This is a genomic window from Ornithinibacillus jepli (assembly GCF_047228935.1).
Classification (GTDB): Bacteria; Bacillota; Bacilli; order Bacillales; family Amphibacillaceae; genus Ornithinibacillus.
The window spans coordinates 315,188-334,982 of record NZ_JBFEGG010000003.1 but is presented as its reverse complement, the minus strand read 5'-3'; the positions used below and the strand labels follow the sequence as shown (position 1 = coordinate 334,982).

Below are 19,795 nucleotides of genomic sequence, written 5' to 3'. Positions count from 1 at the left end.
TTTCAATTAAAAGTATGGACTGCCAGTTCCCTGGCAGTCATCAATAAAATTAAAAATGATTGCTTATTTATAATACCAGCATACTCCGATTGCACCTTCACCTACATGAGTGCCAATTACTGGGCCGAAGTAGCTAATTAATGCTTCTGTATTAGGATATTTTTCATTAAATCCTTCTTTTAATTCCAAGGCAGCTTGCTCATCATTTGCATGAACAAATACAACCTTTGCAACTTTATCTTCTTTGGCATCGTCTTCCAACATACCTAGAATTCGATTCAATGCTTTTTTACGAGTTCGTATTTTTTCAAAAGGAACGATAACTTTATCAACAAAATGTAATACTGGCTTTACTTGAAGTAAGCTACCAACTAATGCTTGAGCTCCATTTAATCTACCACCGCGATGTAAGTTAGTTAGGTCATCTACCATAAAGTATCCGTGCATTGTTTCCTTCATTTCATTTAAACGATCAAGAATTTCTTCGGGAGATCTATTTTCTTTTGCCATCTCTGCTGCTTCAAGTGCGTAAAACCCTTGTGCCATACAGCTAATTTCAGAATCAAACGCATACACTTTGATTCCTTCAACCATATCTCCAGCACTTACCATTGCCTGATACGTACCACTTATTCCGCTAGATAAATGAACCGAAACTACTGCATCATACTCTTTACTCAGTTCTTCTAATTTTTCTGTAATTAATCCGATCGCTGGCTGAGAAGTAGTTGGAAGTTCCTTTACATCTTTAATTTTTAGATAAAATTCTTCAGTCGAAATATCAACTTCTTCTTGATAAATCTCATCCCCAAAAATAACACTTAACGGAACCATATGTATTCCGTAAGCATTACGCATATCCTTTGGGATATATGCGGTGCTGTCTGTCATTACAGCGACTTTCATCTCTTCCCTTCCTCTCCTAGTTATTTTTGATAATCTTAAATGATTGCCCTTTATATTTTACATGAATGCTATAAAAAATGCACCATGATATATTTAGGTCAAGTATTGAAAGAGATGATGATCTCCTAGTTAATTTTATTTTTTTATAAAACACATTAGTGGATCACTTGTCTAAATCAATAAAACATTGCAATAATCCCACAAAAAAACCTTGATATCATAGACATCAAGGATTCTCTTATGTAGACTATAAAACCTCAACCCAACCTTTTCTTATTGCAGAAACTACTGCTTGGGTACGGTCATTTACATTCATTTTTTGTAGAATGTTACTTACATGGTTTTTAACTGTTTTTTCACTAATGTATAGTGCCTCTGCAACAGCACGATTGCTTTTGCCATCCGCTAATAATTGAAGTACTTCACATTCACGTTTTGTAAGCAAGTGTAATGGGCGGTGATATTCCATTCGACCTGCACCAATACCTACAGCAACTGTTTCTTTCGCTAAACGACGATATTCTTGTACTAAATTATGTGTCACTTTCGGATGTAAATAGGAACCGCCTTCACTAACAACCTTAATTGCTTCAATTAGAGAATTAGAGTCCATCTCTTTTAAGAGATAGCCTTGTGCACCAGTCTTTAGTGCATGGGTGACATAGCTTTCATCATCATGAATGGATAAAATAATAACCTTTGATTTTGGATAATTACGAACTAATTCAGCTGTAGCCTGTACACCATTCATATGTGGCATATTGATATCCATTAAAATAACATCTGGGTTATATTCTTTTACTAGTTTTGTTGCCATCGCCCCATCATCACCCTCTGCTACAACATTAAATGATGGTTCGAATTCTAAAATACGTTTAACCCCTTCACGGAATAGCTTATGATCATCAATTAGTACGATATTAATAGTCTTTTCTAAATTCATTGTCTTTTCCTCCTCAATACGTAATATTTATCCCCTATTACGTTTACACGATAGACAATTTCTATATCTCTATTTATTTAAATAAGGGCTCTTTGATAAGGTACCCGAATTGCTATTTTTGTGCCTTTGCCAATAGCTGATTTAATGTCCATTACACCATCAAACATCTCAACACGCTCTCTCATCCCCATTAAACCAAATGATTTATCTCGTTTAATAGTAGGATCGAAGCCTTTCCCATTATCTTCCACAATTAAATTTAAATTTCTTGAGCAAATTTCAATTTTAACTGTAATACGAGTTGCTTCCGCGTGTTTTACGGCATTTTGGATTGCTTCCTGGGCTAATCTAAAAAATGCAATTTCATATTTTTGATTAATCCGTTTAACTTCACCAATCGACGTAAATTCGATTTTGACATTGTTATACTCTGACGTTGTATTAATATATTTTTTAATCGTAGGGATGAGTCCTAGGTCATCTAGTGCCATTGGCCTTAGATCATAAATGATACGGCGAACTTCATATAGGGAAGAACGGACCATTTTTCGAACACTACGAATTTCCTCTATTGCATCCTCTGGACTGCCTTCACGGAATGTACGATCTACTAATTCAGATCGTAGTAGAATATTTGCTAGCATTTGTGCTGGTCCATCATGGATTTCTCGAGAAATTCGTTTACGCTCTTCTTCTTGTGCCTCGATGATTTTTAAACCAAATTCTTGTTTTTCCTTTGCTTCCTCTAGCATTTCGTTAACTTGTCTAAAGTCATCAGTTAAATATGTGAGGATAACGGAAATTTTGTTTGCAAGGTTTTCTGCGCGCTTAATTGTTTGGTCTAAGTTTTTTAATCTTCGTTCTAAGTCATCACGTTTTTCACGTAGTGCTCTTTCCTCTTGACGAAGCATTGCTAGTTTCGTCTGAAGCTCATGAGTAGTTTCATAGATTTCACGAATCTCATCTTCTGAATAGCGATCAAAATATTTACTAACTTCGGATAAACGTTTTCTAGAATAGCGAACATTATGCTCTAATTTGTCACCATCATCTATGTATTGTAAAACTTTAGCTTTGGTGTACTCTAGTTCCCCAAGCAATTGTTCATACTCCGAACGAGCCTCTTCACTAATATGAAAAATCTCATCCTTACTATTTTCGACTACGTCTACCATTTCATCCAGTATAAAATCTAATGCTTTCTCCCTAGTTTTTACTGCCATCAGCACTCACCAACCTATGGTATAATTATACGCGTTAGGAATTATTTTTTATAGGGTTATATCGAAAATATTTTAAAAAATGTTATAAAATTTTCATATTCCCTAGTTACTACTACCCAACCAATTCTTTACTAAAACATTTTTTAGAAATTTTTAACTATATTTGTATTCAAGGGAGGATTTTTTCCTGTGTTATCTAGGTACTATACTGTAAAAAAGGATGGTGGAACCCACGAGATTGTCATTCAAAAGTCGAGGTTCATTGGTACCATCAAGCGTGTGGAAACAGAAGAAGAAGCTCAAAGCTTTATACAAGAAATGAAGAAAAAATATCATGATGCTACACATAATTGTTCAGCATACGTTATTGGAGAGCATGACCATATTCAAAAAGCAAATGATGATGGAGAACCTAGTGGAACGGCTGGAGTACCGATACTGGAAGTTCTTAAAAAGCAAAATTTAAAGGATACAGCAGTCGTTGTTACTAGATATTTCGGTGGCATCAAGCTAGGAGCTGGTGGATTAATTAGAGCTTATGGTAGCTCAACATCTGAAGCTTTAAAAGCAGTCGGAATTGTTAAAAGACAACTTATGAAAGGATTCTCCATCACAGTAGACTATTCCTTACTTGGTAAATTAGAAAATGAACTTCGAAATTCAGAACATATTTTGGAAACAATCGAATATTTAGAGAATGTGGCATTTATCGTTTATGTAGAAGTTGGTAAGGAAAAAGCATTCCAAAATTGGATAACCGATATAACAAATGGTCAGTCTACTATTAACCACACCAATGACAAATATATAGAAATAGTTGTTGAAAGTACTAAAGAATAAAAGGAATCTTCCATCAGCTTACCGAAATAAGCGGAGATTGCTTCGAAGGAAGAGTAACAGAGTACACCGAGATGTTGCCCCTGTATTTGCAAGAAACGCTTCGAAGCAGATACAGGGGCAAAACATCTTTGAAGTTCTCTATTTTAGCAGCTTAGCTTAACTGCCGCCCGATGGATAAGTTGACACAGCGGGGCATTTTTCGGTAGTTGTCGCCTCTTGCTAGAAGAAAGCATCGTATTACTACTAGTTTATTCATTTTTGCAATAATGACCAATCCGACTATTCCAATCTCAGTTATTTTGATAGTTTTGATAAAGAAGCTACATCGGCAATAATGGTAACATTTGAATGTTCATTTAAAATCGAAGCAGGAAAAGTTTCCGAAATTTCCCCGTTTACTAAACGAGCAACTGTTTCGGCTTTATTTTCTCCTGAAATAAGTAAAATTATTTTTTTGCTTTCCATGATGGTCCCAATTCCAGTTGTTATTGCTTGGGTTGGCACGTCGTCCAAGCTTTTAAAAAAACGGGCATTTGCTTGTCGAGTTATTTCATCCAATTCTACTATATGGGTACGACTAGTGAACGAAGTACCTGGTTCATTAAAACCAATATGACCATTTAATCCGATACCAAGTATTTGTAAATCAATGGAAGCATGTTCTTGAATTAAGTTCTCATAGGAAGTACATTCTTTCTCTAAATCCTCTGCTACTCCATTTGGTACATATGTATTTTCTAATTCAATATCAATATGCCGGAATAACTTATCATACATATAATATCGGTAACTATTGGGATCACTCCCATGTAATCCAACATATTCATCTAAATTAAACGTCGTCACGTGACGGAAAGAAATGTTACCTTCTTTATGCTCATTAATTAAACACTGATAAAGCCCTTCAGGGGTTGAACCCGTTGCAAGTCCTAACACAGGTTTATCCATTGTGTTAATTGTTTCCGAGACTATCTCTGCGGCTTTTCTACTCATATCTTGATAATTCTTAACAGGAATTATATTCATTTCATTCTTCTCCTTTATACGCCATAACTCCACGACAAAATGTATATCGTATGTTGTATTTGCTATCAACTAATAGGATATCTGCATCTTTTCCTTCTTCAATACTACCTTTTCTATCAAAATAACCAATTTGCTTCGCTGGGTTAGCACTAGTCATTTTGATAATATCTTCAAAACCAACACCCGGTAACCTCAGAAGCTGCCGTACCCCCTGGTCCATTTTCAAAATACTACCAGCCAAGGTACCGTCCTCTAAAACAGCTTTCTCCTCATCAACGAATACCATTTGGCCACCAAGATCATAAGTGCCAGCGTTGAGGCATTTTGCCCGCATGGCATCCGTAATTAAAAGTAGTCTTTCACTACCCATATTTTGATAGATTAATTTTAACATTTCTGGTACTACATGAATCCCGTCTGCTATTAATTCCGCACGTAATTCTTCCAACAAAAATGCCGCACCAACAACCCCAATATCACGGTGATGAATACCGTTCATCGCATTACATAGATGAGTAACTTGCTTTACCCCATGTAATACTGCTTTTTTCATTCCATTAAAATTTATAGCAGTATGACCCGCAGAAACATTTATCCCCTGCTCTGCTAAGTATCGGATAAACGAACCGTCCTCATCATGTTCTGGTGCCATGGTAATTGTTTTAATTTTATTGTTAGCAATCGCCTGCCATTTATCAAACAATACTTTATCTGGTCTGTGAATATGCTCTAAAGGTTGTGCGCCTTTTCTACTTTCCTCAATAAATGGTCCTTCTAAATGGATACCGAGAACCTCAGCAAAGCCTTCTTTTATTTGATAATCTGCTATATTTTGGAGTGCCAGTTCAATATTCTCTTGAGACTGTGTGATTGTAGTAGCTAAGAAACTAGTGGTTCCTTCTTTTGGCAGTACCTTTGCTATATTATCTAATGATTCTTCTGTTCCATCCATAACATCTGATCCATTTGCACCATGAATGTGGCCATCAATAAATCCCGGTACAGCATTTAAGCCTCCTACATCCATAATCTTAAAATGACTTGGATAACTATTCGGTATTTCTTTTTCTCGAAAAATTGCTTTAATCTTACCTCGTTCTATTAATAAACTACCATTTACTAATACTTCTTTCTCTAAGTATACGTTTACATTTCTTATTAATAGTGATGTATGATCCATTCTGTATATTACCTACCCTTCAAAATACAATTACAAAGTAGCATAAGGCTATAGAGTTGTCCAGTTAAGGGCGATGTTACGGCCTACGCATAGAGGAGCTATTCCAAAAGAATAGCTCCTCTTTGATCACCAATTAATTTACAATACGTTTCTCCTCTTTGAATGCTCCTTGATCACTTAACTCTTTAATCAGTGTTTGAATTAGTTCATCAGATGAACGTATTTTATTTTTTTCAGTATCATCAATAACTCTCTTCATCATATTCTTAAAAAACTCACGTTCAACCATTACATTACCGCCTTGACCTAGTGTTTTGATATTATTGAAACCTATCTTATCACAAAATCGATGCCTTTTTGACCACAATTCTATTAAATAATTTTTACAAACGTTTTTTTAGCCAATTTAATAGAATGAAGCAAGCTATTATAGCTCCAAAGCCATCAATTAATACATCTCCATAATAAGGCGTTCTATTTGGTGTGAATCCTTGATGTACTTCATCAATAATAGCATATGCAAATGCGATTGAGAATGAGACAACTAGAATTTTTTGTAAATTCCATTCTAATGTCTTTCGTAAAGCTATCGTAATAAGAATTGTTAAAATAAAGAAAGAACCGAAATGGGCTCCTTTCCGAATGAAAAACTCTATAAATCCATTTTCTCCTAAGGCAGCAATACTAACTTCTGACTGATTATAATAAAAAGAAACCCAACTAAGATAGGGTCTTATAAATGAAAAATCAATTACACCTGTAAGATACGGTTTTATATCCTGTTTCTCATAAGGTGTTGATGAAGAAATAAAAATAATTGCCATCCATATAATTGGTAAAAACCAGTACTTAAGTTTACGAATCATCATTCCACCATACTTGTCTAATGTTTTTTCACAATGATACCACAAAAATAAAAAACCGCAGTTTGGCCCACGGTCTTAGTTTTGATTTTTTCTCCATTTATTAAATTCAAGAAAGTTTTTAAATTCCTCTTTAGAAACACCGGACTCCATAGCCTCTTTGACTATTTTAAGCCACTCGCCATCTAAATCTTCTAGTTCAACTGCGTCATTTGTATTAATTAACTCATTAACAGAGACACCTAAAACCGCGCTTATTTTCTCAATAAACTGGATTGATGGATTCGATTGGAGGTTACGTTCGATTGAACTTAAGTAAGATTTTGCGACATTCGCTTTTTCTGCGAGTTCCGATATTGACATTTTCTTTTCTTTACGTAGTTGTTTAATTTTTTCTCCGATCAAGTCGACTCACCTCTTTCAAGCGAAATTATACCACATAATAGGTGAGCAGTTCTATATAAAGTACAAAAATACACCAAAAGTCTTATGTATGTTTCTTGGCTTCAGCTAGAAATAGACGAACTTCTTCTAAAGTTATCCCTTGCTTTTTTGCCTCCTTGATTAACAAGATCCACTCATAGTCTAAACTGATCTCTTTTTCCACTTTATTCAAATCCCCATCCCCCATAGTTATCTATGCAATCCAGCCATCCAAGAATGGACCTGTGATTTTGCGTCCCCACCTTTCAATGGGTTTGCCTTTGTATAGATGGTATTATATTCTAATTATATTATACTAAAGAACTAGTACTTCATGTGTGTCTTGTTTTGTCAGAATGTAACTAGTTTTGTACGAGGAGTTTGCAGAAATAATACTTTTAATGATAATTTATACCTTACTAATCCGAGCTTTTCTCTTTCTTTTCGAAATTAATGAGATAAGTATTCCCGCAATTAGTAAACAAGCACCTATAACTAAATAATTAAACATATTTGATGCTGTATTAGGAAGCTGCTTACCTCCTGTATGATCATCACCGGTATTGATGACACCGTCTACCTCATCATTTGCTACTGGATTCTTATCGCCATTTTTTGGGTCTTCTGGATCTATAGAGTTTTCACTACCTTCTGCAACAAACGTAAGTTTAAAACTTGTACTAAGTCCCTGGAATTCATTACCTAAATGTTCAGGGAAACGAAGCGTAATGGTTAACTTCTCACTTTCAGTTGCTTCAAGTAATCTCTTAGGCAGTACGTCAAATTCAACTAGTTTTCCATTATAAATGGAACTGTCCTTATCCGTAATTTCTAATAGAAGTTCGTTAAATAATTTTTCGTCCCCTTCATTACTAATGCTCATCTGATAGGAGAAGTCCTGCTTTCCATTGTTTTTAATAGTAAGCTCTCTCGGAGCCCAATCCCCTGGTTTCATATTACTAACCTCAAATAAAACATCTGTTGGCGATAAACTAATATCAATCTCGGAATTTCCAGCGGAAACATTCGCATAGCTATTAACTGGGCCCATTACGATTGCAAAACTAAACATACATAAGATACTTACAAATAATATCCGTTTCACTTGATTGCCCCCTTTTCAGGCAAGATTTATATGTTGTTTAGAAATTATGTCAAACTACTATTCTCTTCTTTTACGCTTTTTTCTTTTGGCACATCTAATTCTTTGATTGCTCTCCATATTGTTATTGCAGCATAACCAAGTAAAATAACCCCTGGTATTAATAATAGAAAAGCACCATTTTGGGACTGTGAAAAATTAATAAAGTATCCTAGGTATGGAATTGTAAAACCTGTATATTCCGCCACCACATTTTCAGAAAGAACTGGGTTTAGATCCTCTGCATCATTGTTATCCCCTTTTGTTCTATACATAATGTTGCCACCACTATCTACAACTTCAGTAACTCTATGTGTAATTAACTTCCCATCTTCCTCTTGAAAGGTAATGACATCTCCAGGTTGGAATCGCTTCATATCCCCCCCAGGCTTAACTGCAATAACAGAACCCGTTTTAATACCCGGCTCCATCGAACCAGATAATACCGTTTTTAATTGGTATCCAAATATTTCTGGTTCACCTCCAGATGCCTTTGAAGAAATGACAAAGAATGTCATACTTATTAACAGAAGGAATAAGAGAACCGTCGTTCCATGATTTAATACTTTTAATACCATTTGTTTAGTCTGTTTCTTCATTCATTACCTCTCCTTCATCGGTCTTGTCATTATTTTCAGGCGAATTAGTATGATACTCTTTATTCGTATCGGTTGAAGAACTATCTTGTACTTGACTATCTTCAATTAATCCATCTGAAGTTTCTTCTTCTACCACTACTGAATCTTCTATAACTTCATTCGTTTTACTTTGCTCAGTTGGAGACTCATTAACATCCTTTTCTATATCTGTTGAATTAAGTTCTCCTTCCATATCGTTAGTCGTTTGTTTTTCGTTACAACTAACGATTATTTTTTCGCTCCAAATTATATCGTTTTCCCCTTCATATCCCTTACGTTGAAAAGCCTTAAACTCATAAAACCCACTATTAGTTGCTATATACGACAAAGATGTTTCTTCTCCAGCACCTAATGGGCCAATCACACCCTCACTATATACTGACGTACCATTTATACGCGGTTCTCCGTTTTCAACATAGTAAATTTCATACTTAGTAGGACCTGTCATATTAAAACCTTGATTCTTTATCTTCACTGTGATTTCAACATCAGTACATGATTTAATATGTTGATTTCCCTTTCCAGTAAATATAAGTTCACTTCCATCAAACCAGCTACCAGCCTCAAAGGTAATGCCTAAATTACCATTTGTGTTAAAGTAAGCAACGGTTCCATTTGTTAAATAACTAAAGGACAAGATGATTAGATAAAAAACAATCACGATCTTGGAAAATAATATTAATTTCTTTTTTCTCTTGTTTTTGTATACTTGAAGGCGACTAATTTCCAAATGCCTTTCCTCCTTTGAGACAACATTATTTTGCTTTAGTAAGCAAAACAAATTTGTGATGTTTACTAAAACAAAATAAAATTATTTTGTTATGATGAAAGTGAATAAACCTTCTCCATCCATAATTATGTAATTTATAGAGGAGAAGAATTCGTTCTCCTCTATAAATTAAGTAAAATTATTTCATTTCACCTTCTGTTTGATGAGCGTTAAAAGTCCAAGCAAGCTCTAAAGAATCTCCTTGGAATTGATTTTGATCTTGGCCATTATCTACGAATTCAAACGCAACATACATTTGGTCACTAGTTCCAGCTTCTAAGCCACTACTTTCTCCGTTTAATCCAAGTAGCCAAGTAAAGAAGCCTTGAACGTTTTCAACTGCATCTGGTGTTTGAGATTTTAAATCATATAAAGTTGTTTCAGAAATTACATCGTTGTAATCACCAATGATCCATCCATCACCTGTTTTATCTGCATTTTCTAAAAACAACACTTTAATGTGACGTCCAAAGTCTTCCGTATTATCTCCTTGAGCATCGTTTACAATATAGTCTGTTAATAAATCAATTGAAGAGATATCCAATGACCCATCATTAGATAGAACAAATTCACGAACAATTGTATCTCCTGGTTTTAAGTTTCCTACATCGACAATAGTAGTAGGATCAACAGATAGATCCAAAGTGCCTGCTGCAAATGTATTGGTTGTTTCTTCCACATCGTTAAAGTAAGCAAAAGTTCCTCCACCAATTAAAGCGATCCCTAAAGTTGCAGATGCAATACCCATACCTAATTTTTTCTTAATACTCATTCTCGTTTTCCTCCCTAAATTAATTCAAAATATAGAACAAACACTTTTAAACCTGCGCAAATTTAAAAGTGTCGGAGAAGAGTCATCGAGAAGACTCTTCCCATATGTATCTAACTAGTTAAACACTGTTGTTCTTTAGTAAGATTATTTTGTTTCTTATAAAGAACAATCTAGTTGGTAGTATAGGCTATTTTGCTTAGAAACAAAAATCCCAAAATCGGCGAAATTTTCACTATTGCGAACGTTTTTCTTTGAAATTCTTTATTTACCTTTAAATTCCTTACATTTTCATTCTTTAAAACATTCAATAAGTTCTTTAAAACGCACAATTAATTTGATAAACTGTTTTTAATACTTACTTCTCCAATTACCTTAGCAAAATAAAATTTAGGGGGAATGTCCTATAAATAAAATTGCTTTCCTTATTATTTTAATTGGTCTCGTTTTAATAAGCATGGGGACATATGAAATGATAAAGACAAACTTTTCTCAAACCCAAACACTTGCTGAAGCTAAAGACTTAGTGAAGACAAATTCTAATGAGCCAAAGGGTGTTAATGTTAATCTTAAATCAACCATTCCGAATGACTTCAATCCTTCAAAGGGTGAAACCGTAGGAATTCTTCACATCCCTTCACTTGAAGCGGAGCTACCAATAGTTGAAGGAACCGATCCTGACGAATTGGCAAAAGGAGTTGGTCATTACAAGGGAACAGCCTATCCACTCCAAAAAGATCAAATCGTGCTATCCGGTCATCGAGAAACAGTTTTTCGCAGAATGGGGGAATTAAAGCTCGGTGATACTCTAATTATTCAACTTCCCTTTGGAGATTTCTCTTATGAAATTATCAATACTAAAATAGTTAGTGCTGATGATCGAACGGTAATTAAATCCACTGCACCAAACGAGGTTTTAACGCTTACGACATGCTATCCGTTCAACTTTATTGGTGATGCACCAGAACGCTATATTATTACTGCCATTCCACTATCCAAAAATAATGAGTAATAAAACCTATTTTGCAATAGACTAAAACGACAGGATTCGATATAATATTTCCAATAGTTAACAATTGAGGAGAATGACAGTGGTCGATTCACGAAAAGAATTCAAGAAAAAGAAAAAACGTAAATGGTTATACTGGGTCGGTGGGATACTTCTATTCCTTTTACTAGTCGGTGGGGGATATGCATGGTATGTATGGGACAAAATCCACGACACAGTTGATACGATGCATGAACCTTTAGAACGGGATAAAGATCCTCAAAGGCAAAAAGTGATTAACAACATTTTTTCGGATAAAAAGTCAATCAATATTCTACTATTAGGTGTCGATGAGCGAGAAGGTGACAAAGGACGCTCAGATACTATGATTCTCATGTCCTTAAATCCTAAAACTAATTCGATGAAAATGCTTAGTATTCCAAGAGATACATATGTTAATATCCCTAGCCGTGGTTTGGATAAAATTAATCATGCATATGCTTTTGGAGGTGTAGAGCTAGCAGTTCAAACTGTTGAAGAAGCCTTTGATCTTCCAGTACACTTTTACGGAAAAGTTAATATGGAAGGGTTTAAACTTGGTGTAGACTCTTTAGGTGGCGTAACCATTAGTAATGATATGGAATTTACTCAAGATGGTATAGTCTTTGAAAAAGGTAACCTACATTTAAATGGGAAAGAAGCTTTGGCTTACATTCGTATGCGCAAAGGAGACCCTAGAGGAGATATGGGCCGTAATGAAAGACAACGTGCTGTTATCACTGCAGCCATGGATGAGGCAGCAAGTTTTTCAAGTATTACCAAGGTTGGAGAAATTCTTGATATACTAGGCAATAATGTCAATACGGACCTCCAAATGAAAAACATGCAAAATCTCTTTACAAACTATCTAGGGACAAGAGCCAATATTGATACAATGGAAATCTCCGGAAGCGGGCAAATTATTGGAGGAATATGGTATTATATTGTACCAGAAGCCGAATTCAGTAGAATTTCAACTGAGATAAAAAATCATATGGAAGCACGATAGAGTCCAAGTCACCTAATGCATTTAAGGTGACTTTTTCTATTATTTCAATTATATAATGGAACTAGTGAAAATAACGTGTAATCAGGGGGATTAATTATGAAACGCTTTTCCATCATCTTCTTTACATTATTCTTTATCTTAATTTTAGCTGGATGTTCCGAAGATGAAGTAACACCACACGATCGACTCGATGACTATTTTACACTTTGGGAAGAACAAAATTTCCCTAAAATGTATGACATGCTTACAGAGGAATCAAAACAAGCTTATCCTACAGATCAGTACATAGACCGCTACGAGAAAATATACAATGATTTGGGTATTACAGATGTTCATTTATCTTATGAGAAATTGTCGGAAGAACAGTTAAAAAAGGCATTAGAAGAAGGAACTGTAACATTACCATTTGCAGCCAGTATGACGACTATAGCTGGCCCAATTGAATATAATTATGAGGCAACATTAAAACAAGTAGGCGAAGAAGAAGAGAAAAATTGGTACTTAGAATGGGATCCAGGATTTATCTTTCCTGAAATTAAAGACGGAGGAGAAATTCGAATATCTACTGTTGAACCAAAGCGTGGGGATATTTTAGATCGGAATAGACTTCCCCTAGCTCTAAACGGAACGGTATATGAAGTGGGAATTGTTCCAGGAAAATTGGGTGATAATCCTGAAGCAAGTAAGGAAAAACTTGCTTCCTTATTGAACATTTCCGCCGCTTCAATTGACAATGCATTAAACGCTAGCTGGGTTCAGCCAGATTTCTTTGTTCCAATAGGTAAACAGGTTCCGGAATCCAATCAGGGATTATTAGAAGAATTATGGCAAGTAGAAGGTGTTATGACTCAAAAAACGACCGGAAGAATTTATCCTTTAGGTGAAGCTACTGCACACTTAGTTGGATATGTCACTAAAATAACCGCAGAAGATTTAGAAGACAAAGAGAATACTGGTTATACAGAAAATGATATTATTGGTAGAACCGGATTGGAACGACTGTACGAAAAGGAACTTAGAGGTGAAAAAGGTGTTAAAATTTATGTTACGAATGGTGATGAAGAGGTTGCTACCTTAGCAATGAAGCCTGTACAAGATGGTAAACATATTCAAACTACCATTGATAGTAAGATACAAAATGAAATATTTAGCTCACTTAATAATGCACCAGGAACAGCGGCAGCTATCCATCCAAAAACAGGAGAAACATTGGCTCTAGTTAGCAGTCCGTCCTTTGATCCAAATAAAATGGTATATGGTATTTCTCAAACAGAATGGGATGAACTTCAAAATAATCCAGACCAACCATTATTTAATCGATTCAGTGCAACCTATGCACCTGGCTCCGTCATAAAGCCAATTACAGCTGCAATTGGGTTACAAAATGGAACAATTACACCAGAAGAAGAACTGGAAATTTCAGGTTTAACCTGGGGAAAAGGCGATTCATGGGGAAATTATGAAGTAACTCGAGTAGTAGAGACTAATCCTGTTAACTTACTTACAGCTATTACTCATTCTGATAACATATACTTTGCCATGAAAGGAGTAGAAATGGGTGGTAACAACTTAGCAACAGGTCTAAAGAAATTCGGATTTGGGGAAGACTTCCCATTTAGTTATCCGATTTCGACATCTACTATTTCAGCTTCTGGTACACTCGAGGATGAGGTATTGGTTGCCAACACTAGCTATGGCCAAGGCGAAATTGAAACCAGTGTACTACACATGGCAACTCTTTATACTACATTTATGAATAATGGAAATATGATAAAACCTGTATTATTTTTGGATGATGAAACATCACAAGTATGGAAAGAAAATCTTGTAACTGAAGACCAAGCAAGCTTCATACAAGAAGCACTGCGCACTGTTGTAACAGATGGTTCTGCCCGCATTGCCAAAGACATGTCCTTCCCGATATCTGGTAAAACCGGTACTGCAGAATTAAAGCTTACATTAGATGAAGAAAACGGCGACCAAAACGGCTGGTTTGTAGGATATCCAACAGAGGATCAAGATATTCTTATTGCAATGATGATGGAGAAGGTTCAAGATGATGGAGCAAGTGGATTTGTTGTAGAAAAAGTAGCAAAAGTTTTAGAAGCGATTAAGTAGTTCAAATTTAACTAACGAAGCACCCCACTTACTGAAAAGATTAAGGAGGGTGCTTTTTTTTCGAGATAAAGTTCGGTACAGATAGAATGAAGCTTACCTATACGAGAGTACAAATTATAACATAGCAATCAAGTCATAAAACGCTTCTTCATTTCGCTCGTCTAAAGCCTTATCGATTAAACGCTTAATGTTTTGCTGTTCTAGTATATCTATAATAACATCGATATCATCATTAAGATTTTCCTCTTGCCTATAGTCGATATGTGACTTTGTAATAAAATATAATTTTATAAGGAAGTCTGGTATATTAATTAATTCATTCATAGATAAATAAAATACTTTATCTGCTTTTTTAAATGCAAATGTTGCATCTAAGTTTTCAATTTTCTTTGTTCTTCGGTTAATGATAAATTCTCGTGATTTTTCAGGGATAAATTGATATGTTTCATTTTGAATGGAAATAGTAAAATGTTCTTCATCCAAAATTACATATATATTTTCTAAATCCGTTTTTATACAATAGGGCTTTAATAGTTTCACAGTTACCATTGTTAATTCCCCCCATGCTTCATAGTAAAGAATAAATCTTATAAGCTTAATACCCCGTCTATTACTTTTTAAACATCGTGAATCAAAAATGAATCAAAAGGAGCATGCCTACCTAAACATTTAGGTAATCCGGCATACTCCCTTTGATTCATAACAACTCAACTAGTTCTCGGAACGTTTTTTCGTCACGTTCGTCCAGTGCTTTATCTATTAAACGCTTTAAATTTAATTTCTCCAGTTCATCCATAATCAGTCTATGTTCTGTTTCCATTTCATCCAATCCATGAATTTCATCATAATATGGTTTTGCAATATTGTGTAATTGGGTTAAAAATTCGGGAAGTGTTATAAGTTCGGTCATCGTCATATAAATAATTTCTTTTCCTTTTTGAAAAGCAAAACGACTTCCGACATTTTCAACTTTTCGTGTTCTGCGGTTGATGCGAATCTCTTTAGCTTCAATCGGAATAAATTGATACACATTATTATTAATCATTACCGAAAAGTATTGATACGCTAAAATAATACGTACATACTGATCGTCTGCCTTAATATAATATGGCTTAAGCATCTTTACAGATATCACGTATCCCACCTCCCCATTTATTATTAATCTTAATTTTCAGTTAATTAATTTTACATGATATTACAAGAAAAAACAAGAGTATTTTGGGTAATTACAAATATTGGTACAAAGGTCCTTTATTTGTGCGAAAAGTCCTGCGAGTATTTACATTATACTCACAGGACTTTTAATTATTCGATAATTTTACGAAAAATAAACGATTTAACCTTTTCAATATCTCGATCGTTTATTACAAAATTTTGTTCGACATTCTTTAATAAATCACCTGCTTCTTTCAAGCAGATAACTCCCTTCTTCATGTATGATTTATAACTATTAGTTAATTCATTAATTTCCTCACTATATTTTTCATCAGTACCTGGAGTTACTGCCTTATCATACATATCAATCACTTCTTCCCCCGGACCATTAGGGAAAAATTCATGTGGGTCTGTACTATCAAAGATACAGAAATCTAAATCTCTAACTAAAACCATATCAATACTATTCGGATCAAAGCTACAATGGTATAGTTCAACATCAAAACCATGTTCCCTACAAGCTGTCATAATTTTTTTCATAAACGTAGATTTTCCTGTTCCAGCACGACCTTTAATGAAATATTTTTGAGATACTTGACTTAAAATATCCGGAACGACATTTACAACGCCATCTTTCGTGTTAGTACCGAATAACCGGTGATATATTTGGGCGTTATTTCCTTGAGGCGATCCGTACTTTAAAATCGTGTCTATAAATTCTTCCGCAATTTTATTTGCCTTTATAAAGTCCATCTCCTTAATATAGATATCCTCTAATTGATCATGAATTCTTAACCCAGTTTCAAAATTAGTATAGGCATCCTCCGTTAAGGATTTAATCTGTGTACGTTCTATTGAGAAATCCGATGTAGTAACGTCGTCAACAGTAAAAAGAGATAGATCCATTTCAAATGCTCCATTTAAATCAGCACTACCTATTCGCTCATCAATTAGAGCTATCTTTTTGTCTCGGATAATAACGCCTTCCAAAAATTCCTCACCTAATGAGCTGTACAGTATTTCAAGATTATCCTCGGTTTCATATTCCTTTATGACTTCCTTAATAATCATTGTTTTCACAGTGTGGGAAGGGTGTTTCAGAATGATGTGGTGATGAAAATCCAATGTATTAGATGATAAATAATTTACAAAGCCTTCTGCTGTATTTCCACTAACATAATAACCTATTTTGTTTGGCAAAAAGACACATCCTTTAACTAATTTCTATAGATTAATTTATGTATAGGCGATTATCTTGGTGATTATTTTAATCAATTCAGCAATTTAACAATAAACTAAGAAAACACCCCCAAAAATTGGGAGTGCTTTTCTAGTTATTTATCGTTATTTATTTCTATTTCACTTCTGGTAATACTCTTACTTCTGTTGTCATGACGGATTGGCATAGTGGGCACTCTGGTTCTTTGTCGAAGCTAAATGATTCTCTCATCCAGCCATTACAATCATCACTTGAACATGCCCATACATTTGTTTCAACTTCCGGGACTGGCTCTTTTGGTCCTCTTGAGAAAGACATTGCAGCATCCCCTTTCAGGCGTTGTATATCTATTATACCTCTTTTTATATCACAATGAAAGGGACCTTGGATTTAGTTATCCGACAACATTATAAGACAAACTTCTCGATTGCTTTGGCGACACCGTAATTTATATGAGTATCCGTAACGTGATTAGCCACTTTCTTTATTGCTTCTTGTGCATTCCCCATCGCAACCCCGATACCTGCTTCTTGAATCATTTTAATATCATTTAAGCTATCACCACATGCCATCACTTCATCCATCGTGATACCAATTTCTTTACATACACGTTTCAGAGCTTTTGCCTTGCTAACACCTTTTGGATTGATTTCAATATTAGTTGGTAGCGAATTCGTAATCTCTAAATCAGCAAAATAGGATAATTCTTTTACTACATGATCTAATTTATCTTTATCATCTGAATCCACACCAAACTTCAACCATTGGTAATCATATAGATTTTCAGGTCGTTCACCTATGAAAAATCCTTCTGTTGAAGTCATCCACATATGGAGACCAAGGCCTTCCCCTAGATTCCAGATTTTTTCTACAATCTCTGTTTCTAAAAGATGTTCTTCCAGTAACTCTTTCTTCACAGTCCAAATTTGTCCACCATTACAAGTGACTAAATATGATGTCAGTCCTAGTTCTTCTGCATACGGATAACAGGTCCCAATCGATCTTCCCGTACTTAATACAACATGCACACCTTTAGCGAGTGCTTTTTGTATTGCTTCCTTCGTACGACTATCAACTTCGTGGTCTAAATTTAGTAACGTACCATCCATATCTAGTGCAATCAACTTAATCTCAGACATCTAAAAACTCCTTTATGCTTCTTTTTCCATTACTTGCTCGGAATCTACTATCCCTCGGTCATAAAGTTTTGTCGTAAAGAATGGAATAAATAATAAAACAATTAAACCAAAGAATAGTACTTGAATATTAAAGAAATCAACAACTAAACCACCTATGAAAGGTCCGAGCATTCTACCTGCAGCCGCAATACTATTCACAAATCCTTGGTAAAAACCAGCACGGCCTTGTGGTGCAAGTGCATTAGCTAATGTTGGAATAGCTGGCCAAATTAACATTTCTGCTATAGTTAATATTACCATACCTACTGCAAACATCGTAAATTGTTCTGCAAACATTGCAATGAGATATGAACCTAAAAAGATTACCGACCCAACATAAATATGTGTTCTAGGTGAAGTAATTCTATCCGTGAATAACTTTAATACTGGTTGACCTAATACGATCAAAAATCCATTAATTGCCCATAATGAACTATACTGTTCTAATGGAACACCAATGTCTTGTGTATACGATGCAATCGTAGACTGCCACTGGCTATAAGCAAACCAAGCAACAAAGAAACCTATACTTAAGATGATAAGCGCAGTAAATTTCGATTTATCTTTAATTTTTCCACTTTGTTCAATGACACTTGTGTGCATTTGACGATTTCGTTCTTCGTCCATTCCTTTAAACGCAAAGACGACCATCAAAGTAAAAACAAAAAATAAGGCTGCATTTGCCATAAAGATATAATCAAACGAAATACTTGCTACAAAACCACCAATAGTCGCCCCAAGTGCAACTCCAAGATTTTGAGCTACATAAATAGCATTAAATGCACGTCTTCCACCTTCTGGCCATACCGAACCTGCCATAGCAAACATGACCGGCCAAGTTATCCCAGAACCAAGTCCAATCAATAGTAGACAAATAGAATATGCGAAAATACTCTCATGATTAAATGTTAACAAGATTGATGAACCGGTGGAAAGAAACGTTCCTAAAAGAATAGTTTTGTAGGCACTAAATTTATCAAACAGAATCCCTCCAACTAAATTACCAACGATGTTAGCTCCTTGGTTGAACATTAAAATAAAGCCAGCAAATGCTAAGCTTTTCCCTAATTCGTTATGCATGTATATGGTGTTAAGCGGCCATAAAAAAGAACCACCAGTTACACTAATGGTTGTTGCTATAACTAAAAGCCAAATATATCTTGGCATAATCTCATCAACTCTCAATCTAATTTTCTCATCAACTACGTAATTTTAATATATTTAGTTGGGGAAAGCAATGGAGTTAATGTAGTATTTTTATAAATTTTTATGCACCTGAAGAATAAGCGTTTCTTCTTTGGAACATGAACGTGGAGAGAATACAATACCCTTTCCATCAGGTGACCCGTGAGACTCCGTGTATTCTCT

23 protein-coding genes and 1 riboswitch are annotated in these 19,795 nt (G+C 35.0%); of the genes, 4 read left to right on the top strand and 19 right to left on the bottom strand.

Annotated elements, in window-relative coordinates; genetic code table 11:
• Positions 1 to 63 precede the first annotated feature (63 nt).
• The 3 genes from AB1K81_RS13410 to AB1K81_RS13400 all read right to left on the bottom strand — a co-directional run bounded on the left by AB1K81_RS13410 (position 64) and on the right by AB1K81_RS13400 (position 3,072).
• Entirely contained in the window at positions 64 to 906 is an 843-nt protein-coding gene (locus AB1K81_RS13410; RefSeq protein ID WP_412977160.1) for a DegV family protein, read from the bottom strand.
• A gap of 247 nt (positions 907 to 1,153) precedes the next feature.
• Complete coding sequence (locus tag AB1K81_RS13405) at positions 1,154 to 1,849, bottom strand: response regulator (protein WP_412977159.1); 696 nt, start codon at positions 1,847 to 1,849, stop codon at positions 1,154 to 1,156.
• Positions 1,850 to 1,926: 77 nt separating this feature from the next.
• The gene (locus AB1K81_RS13400) at positions 1,927 to 3,072 is read right to left on the bottom strand and encodes a sensor histidine kinase (protein ID WP_412977158.1); all 1,146 of its coding nucleotides are present in this window, start codon (positions 3,070 to 3,072) and stop codon (positions 1,927 to 1,929) included.
• 189 nt (positions 3,073 to 3,261) lie between these two features.
• Here AB1K81_RS13400 and AB1K81_RS13395 point away from each other — a divergent pair, with 189 nt between their 5' ends.
• Positions 3,262 to 3,912, top strand: a complete 651-nt coding sequence (locus tag AB1K81_RS13395; protein ID WP_412977157.1) for a YigZ family protein — start codon at positions 3,262 to 3,264, stop codon at positions 3,910 to 3,912.
• A 294-nt stretch (positions 3,913 to 4,206) separates the two neighbouring features.
• Here the strand turns inward: AB1K81_RS13395 and nagB are convergent, their stop codons facing one another.
• The 10 genes from nagB to AB1K81_RS13345 form a co-directional block, all read right to left on the bottom strand.
• Positions 4,207 to 4,938, bottom strand: a complete 732-nt coding sequence (nagB, locus tag AB1K81_RS13390) for a glucosamine-6-phosphate deaminase (protein WP_412977156.1) — start codon at positions 4,936 to 4,938, stop codon at positions 4,207 to 4,209.
• Between the two features lies 1 nt (position 4,939).
• Complete coding sequence (nagA, locus tag AB1K81_RS13385) at positions 4,940 to 6,118, bottom strand: N-acetylglucosamine-6-phosphate deacetylase (RefSeq protein WP_412977155.1); 1,179 nt, start codon at positions 6,116 to 6,118, stop codon at positions 4,940 to 4,942.
• A 133-nt stretch (positions 6,119 to 6,251) separates the two neighbouring features.
• Positions 6,252 to 6,407 carry a hypothetical protein gene (locus tag AB1K81_RS13380; protein ID WP_412977154.1) on the bottom strand — a complete coding sequence of 52 codons (156 nt, stop codon included), beginning with the start codon at positions 6,405 to 6,407 and terminating at the stop codon, positions 6,252 to 6,254.
• Positions 6,408 to 6,501: 94 nt separating this feature from the next.
• Positions 6,502 to 6,984: a VanZ family protein gene (locus AB1K81_RS13375; RefSeq protein WP_412977153.1), complete on the bottom strand. Its 483-nt coding sequence runs from the start codon at positions 6,982 to 6,984 to the stop codon at positions 6,502 to 6,504.
• Between the two features lie 75 nt (positions 6,985 to 7,059).
• Positions 7,060 to 7,386: a helix-turn-helix domain-containing protein gene (locus AB1K81_RS13370; protein WP_412977152.1), complete on the bottom strand. Its 327-nt coding sequence runs from the start codon at positions 7,384 to 7,386 to the stop codon at positions 7,060 to 7,062.
• An 82-nt stretch (positions 7,387 to 7,468) separates the two neighbouring features.
• Positions 7,469 to 7,588 (bottom strand): anti-repressor SinI family protein, encoded by a 120-nt coding sequence (locus tag AB1K81_RS13365; protein ID WP_412977378.1) that lies wholly within the window; start codon positions 7,586 to 7,588, stop codon positions 7,469 to 7,471.
• Positions 7,589 to 7,618: 30 nt separating this feature from the next.
• Positions 7,619 to 7,694, bottom strand: a riboswitch (cyclic di-GMP riboswitch).
• Positions 7,695 to 7,813: 119 nt separating this feature from the next.
• Positions 7,814 to 8,509, bottom strand: coding sequence for a TasA family protein (locus tag AB1K81_RS13360; protein ID WP_412977151.1), 696 nt, complete (start codon positions 8,507 to 8,509; stop codon positions 7,814 to 7,816).
• 44 nt (positions 8,510 to 8,553) lie between these two features.
• Positions 8,554 to 9,144 carry a signal peptidase I SipW gene (gene sipW, locus AB1K81_RS13355; protein WP_412977150.1) on the bottom strand — a complete coding sequence of 197 codons (591 nt, stop codon included), beginning with the start codon at positions 9,142 to 9,144 and terminating at the stop codon, positions 8,554 to 8,556.
• Entirely contained in the window at positions 9,128 to 9,913 is a 786-nt protein-coding gene (gene tapA, locus AB1K81_RS13350) for an amyloid fiber anchoring/assembly protein TapA (protein ID WP_412977149.1), read from the bottom strand. The genes sipW and tapA overlap by 17 nt, the downstream gene beginning before the upstream one ends.
• A 178-nt stretch (positions 9,914 to 10,091) precedes the next feature.
• Positions 10,092 to 10,724 (bottom strand): TasA family protein, encoded by a 633-nt coding sequence (locus AB1K81_RS13345; RefSeq protein WP_412977148.1) that lies wholly within the window; start codon positions 10,722 to 10,724, stop codon positions 10,092 to 10,094.
• Between the two features lie 469 nt (positions 10,725 to 11,193).
• On the opposite strand from AB1K81_RS13345, the gene AB1K81_RS13340 reads away from it, so the two are divergent.
• From AB1K81_RS13340 to AB1K81_RS13330, 3 genes are all read left to right on the top strand, one after another.
• Positions 11,194 to 11,733 (top strand): class D sortase, encoded by a 540-nt coding sequence (locus tag AB1K81_RS13340; protein ID WP_412977147.1) that lies wholly within the window; start codon positions 11,194 to 11,196, stop codon positions 11,731 to 11,733.
• A gap of 79 nt (positions 11,734 to 11,812) precedes the next feature.
• Entirely contained in the window at positions 11,813 to 12,757 is a 945-nt protein-coding gene (locus tag AB1K81_RS13335; protein WP_412977146.1) for an LCP family glycopolymer transferase, read from the top strand.
• Positions 12,758 to 12,853: 96 nt separating this feature from the next.
• Positions 12,854 to 14,875 (top strand): penicillin-binding transpeptidase domain-containing protein, encoded by a 2,022-nt coding sequence (locus tag AB1K81_RS13330; protein WP_412977145.1) that lies wholly within the window; start codon positions 12,854 to 12,856, stop codon positions 14,873 to 14,875.
• A 114-nt stretch (positions 14,876 to 14,989) separates the two neighbouring features.
• On the opposite strand, the gene AB1K81_RS13325 is transcribed toward AB1K81_RS13330, so the two are convergent.
• The 6 genes from AB1K81_RS13325 to AB1K81_RS13300 all read right to left on the bottom strand — a co-directional run bounded on the left by AB1K81_RS13325 (position 14,990) and on the right by AB1K81_RS13300 (position 19,594).
• Positions 14,990 to 15,424 (bottom strand): IDEAL domain-containing protein, encoded by a 435-nt coding sequence (locus AB1K81_RS13325; RefSeq protein WP_412977144.1) that lies wholly within the window; start codon positions 15,422 to 15,424, stop codon positions 14,990 to 14,992.
• Positions 15,425 to 15,572: 148 nt separating this feature from the next.
• Complete coding sequence (locus tag AB1K81_RS13320; protein WP_412977143.1) at positions 15,573 to 16,010, bottom strand: IDEAL domain-containing protein; 438 nt, start codon at positions 16,008 to 16,010, stop codon at positions 15,573 to 15,575.
• A 170-nt stretch (positions 16,011 to 16,180) separates the two neighbouring features.
• Positions 16,181 to 17,230, bottom strand: coding sequence for a hypothetical protein (locus AB1K81_RS13315; RefSeq protein ID WP_412977142.1), 1,050 nt, complete (start codon positions 17,228 to 17,230; stop codon positions 16,181 to 16,183).
• 154 nt (positions 17,231 to 17,384) lie between these two features.
• Positions 17,385 to 17,567, bottom strand: a complete 183-nt coding sequence (locus tag AB1K81_RS13310) for a cold-shock protein (RefSeq protein ID WP_412977141.1) — start codon at positions 17,565 to 17,567, stop codon at positions 17,385 to 17,387.
• An 89-nt stretch (positions 17,568 to 17,656) separates the two neighbouring features.
• Positions 17,657 to 18,388, bottom strand: coding sequence for a Cof-type HAD-IIB family hydrolase (locus AB1K81_RS13305; protein WP_412977140.1), 732 nt, complete (start codon positions 18,386 to 18,388; stop codon positions 17,657 to 17,659).
• 12 nt (positions 18,389 to 18,400) lie between these two features.
• The gene (locus tag AB1K81_RS13300; RefSeq protein ID WP_412977377.1) at positions 18,401 to 19,594 is read right to left on the bottom strand and encodes an MDR family MFS transporter; all 1,194 of its coding nucleotides are present in this window, start codon (positions 19,592 to 19,594) and stop codon (positions 18,401 to 18,403) included.
• Positions 19,595 to 19,795: the final 201 nt, after the last annotated feature.

What these genes read in the sequence shown, in the direction of transcription:
- AB1K81_RS13405 (WP_412977159.1), bottom strand. Translation starts at nt 1,849, where the DNA reads ATGAATTTAGAAAAGACTATTAATATCGTACTAATTGATGATCATAAG.
- AB1K81_RS13375 (WP_412977153.1), bottom strand. Translation starts at nt 6,984, where the DNA reads ATGATTCGTAAACTTAAGTACTGGTTTTTACCAATTATATGGATGGCA.
- AB1K81_RS13325 (WP_412977144.1), bottom strand. Translation starts at nt 15,424, where the DNA reads ATGGTAACTGTGAAACTATTAAAGCCCTATTGTATAAAAACGGATTTA.
- nagB (WP_412977156.1), bottom strand. Translation starts at nt 4,938, where the DNA reads ATGAATATAATTCCTGTTAAGAATTATCAAGATATGAGTAGAAAAGCC.
- AB1K81_RS13330 (WP_412977145.1), top strand. Translation starts at nt 12,854, where the DNA reads ATGAAACGCTTTTCCATCATCTTCTTTACATTATTCTTTATCTTAATT.
- AB1K81_RS13310 (WP_412977141.1), bottom strand. Translation starts at nt 17,567, where the DNA reads ATGTCTTTCTCAAGAGGACCAAAAGAGCCAGTCCCGGAAGTTGAAACA.
- AB1K81_RS13400 (WP_412977158.1), bottom strand. Translation starts at nt 3,072, where the DNA reads ATGGCAGTAAAAACTAGGGAGAAAGCATTAGATTTTATACTGGATGAA.
- AB1K81_RS13340 (WP_412977147.1), top strand. Translation starts at nt 11,194, where the DNA reads ATGATAAAGACAAACTTTTCTCAAACCCAAACACTTGCTGAAGCTAAA.
- sipW (WP_412977150.1), bottom strand. Translation starts at nt 9,144, where the DNA reads ATGAAGAAACAGACTAAACAAATGGTATTAAAAGTATTAAATCATGGA.
- nagA (WP_412977155.1), bottom strand. Translation starts at nt 6,118, where the DNA reads ATGGATCATACATCACTATTAATAAGAAATGTAAACGTATACTTAGAG.
- AB1K81_RS13410 (WP_412977160.1), bottom strand. Translation starts at nt 906, where the DNA reads ATGAAAGTCGCTGTAATGACAGACAGCACCGCATATATCCCAAAGGAT.
- AB1K81_RS13380 (WP_412977154.1), bottom strand. Translation starts at nt 6,407, where the DNA reads ATGGTTGAACGTGAGTTTTTTAAGAATATGATGAAGAGAGTTATTGAT.
- AB1K81_RS13305 (WP_412977140.1), bottom strand. Translation starts at nt 18,388, where the DNA reads ATGTCTGAGATTAAGTTGATTGCACTAGATATGGATGGTACGTTACTA.
- AB1K81_RS13300 (WP_412977377.1), bottom strand. Translation starts at nt 19,594, where the DNA reads ATGCCAAGATATATTTGGCTTTTAGTTATAGCAACAACCATTAGTGTA.
- AB1K81_RS13345 (WP_412977148.1), bottom strand. Translation starts at nt 10,724, where the DNA reads ATGAGTATTAAGAAAAAATTAGGTATGGGTATTGCATCTGCAACTTTA.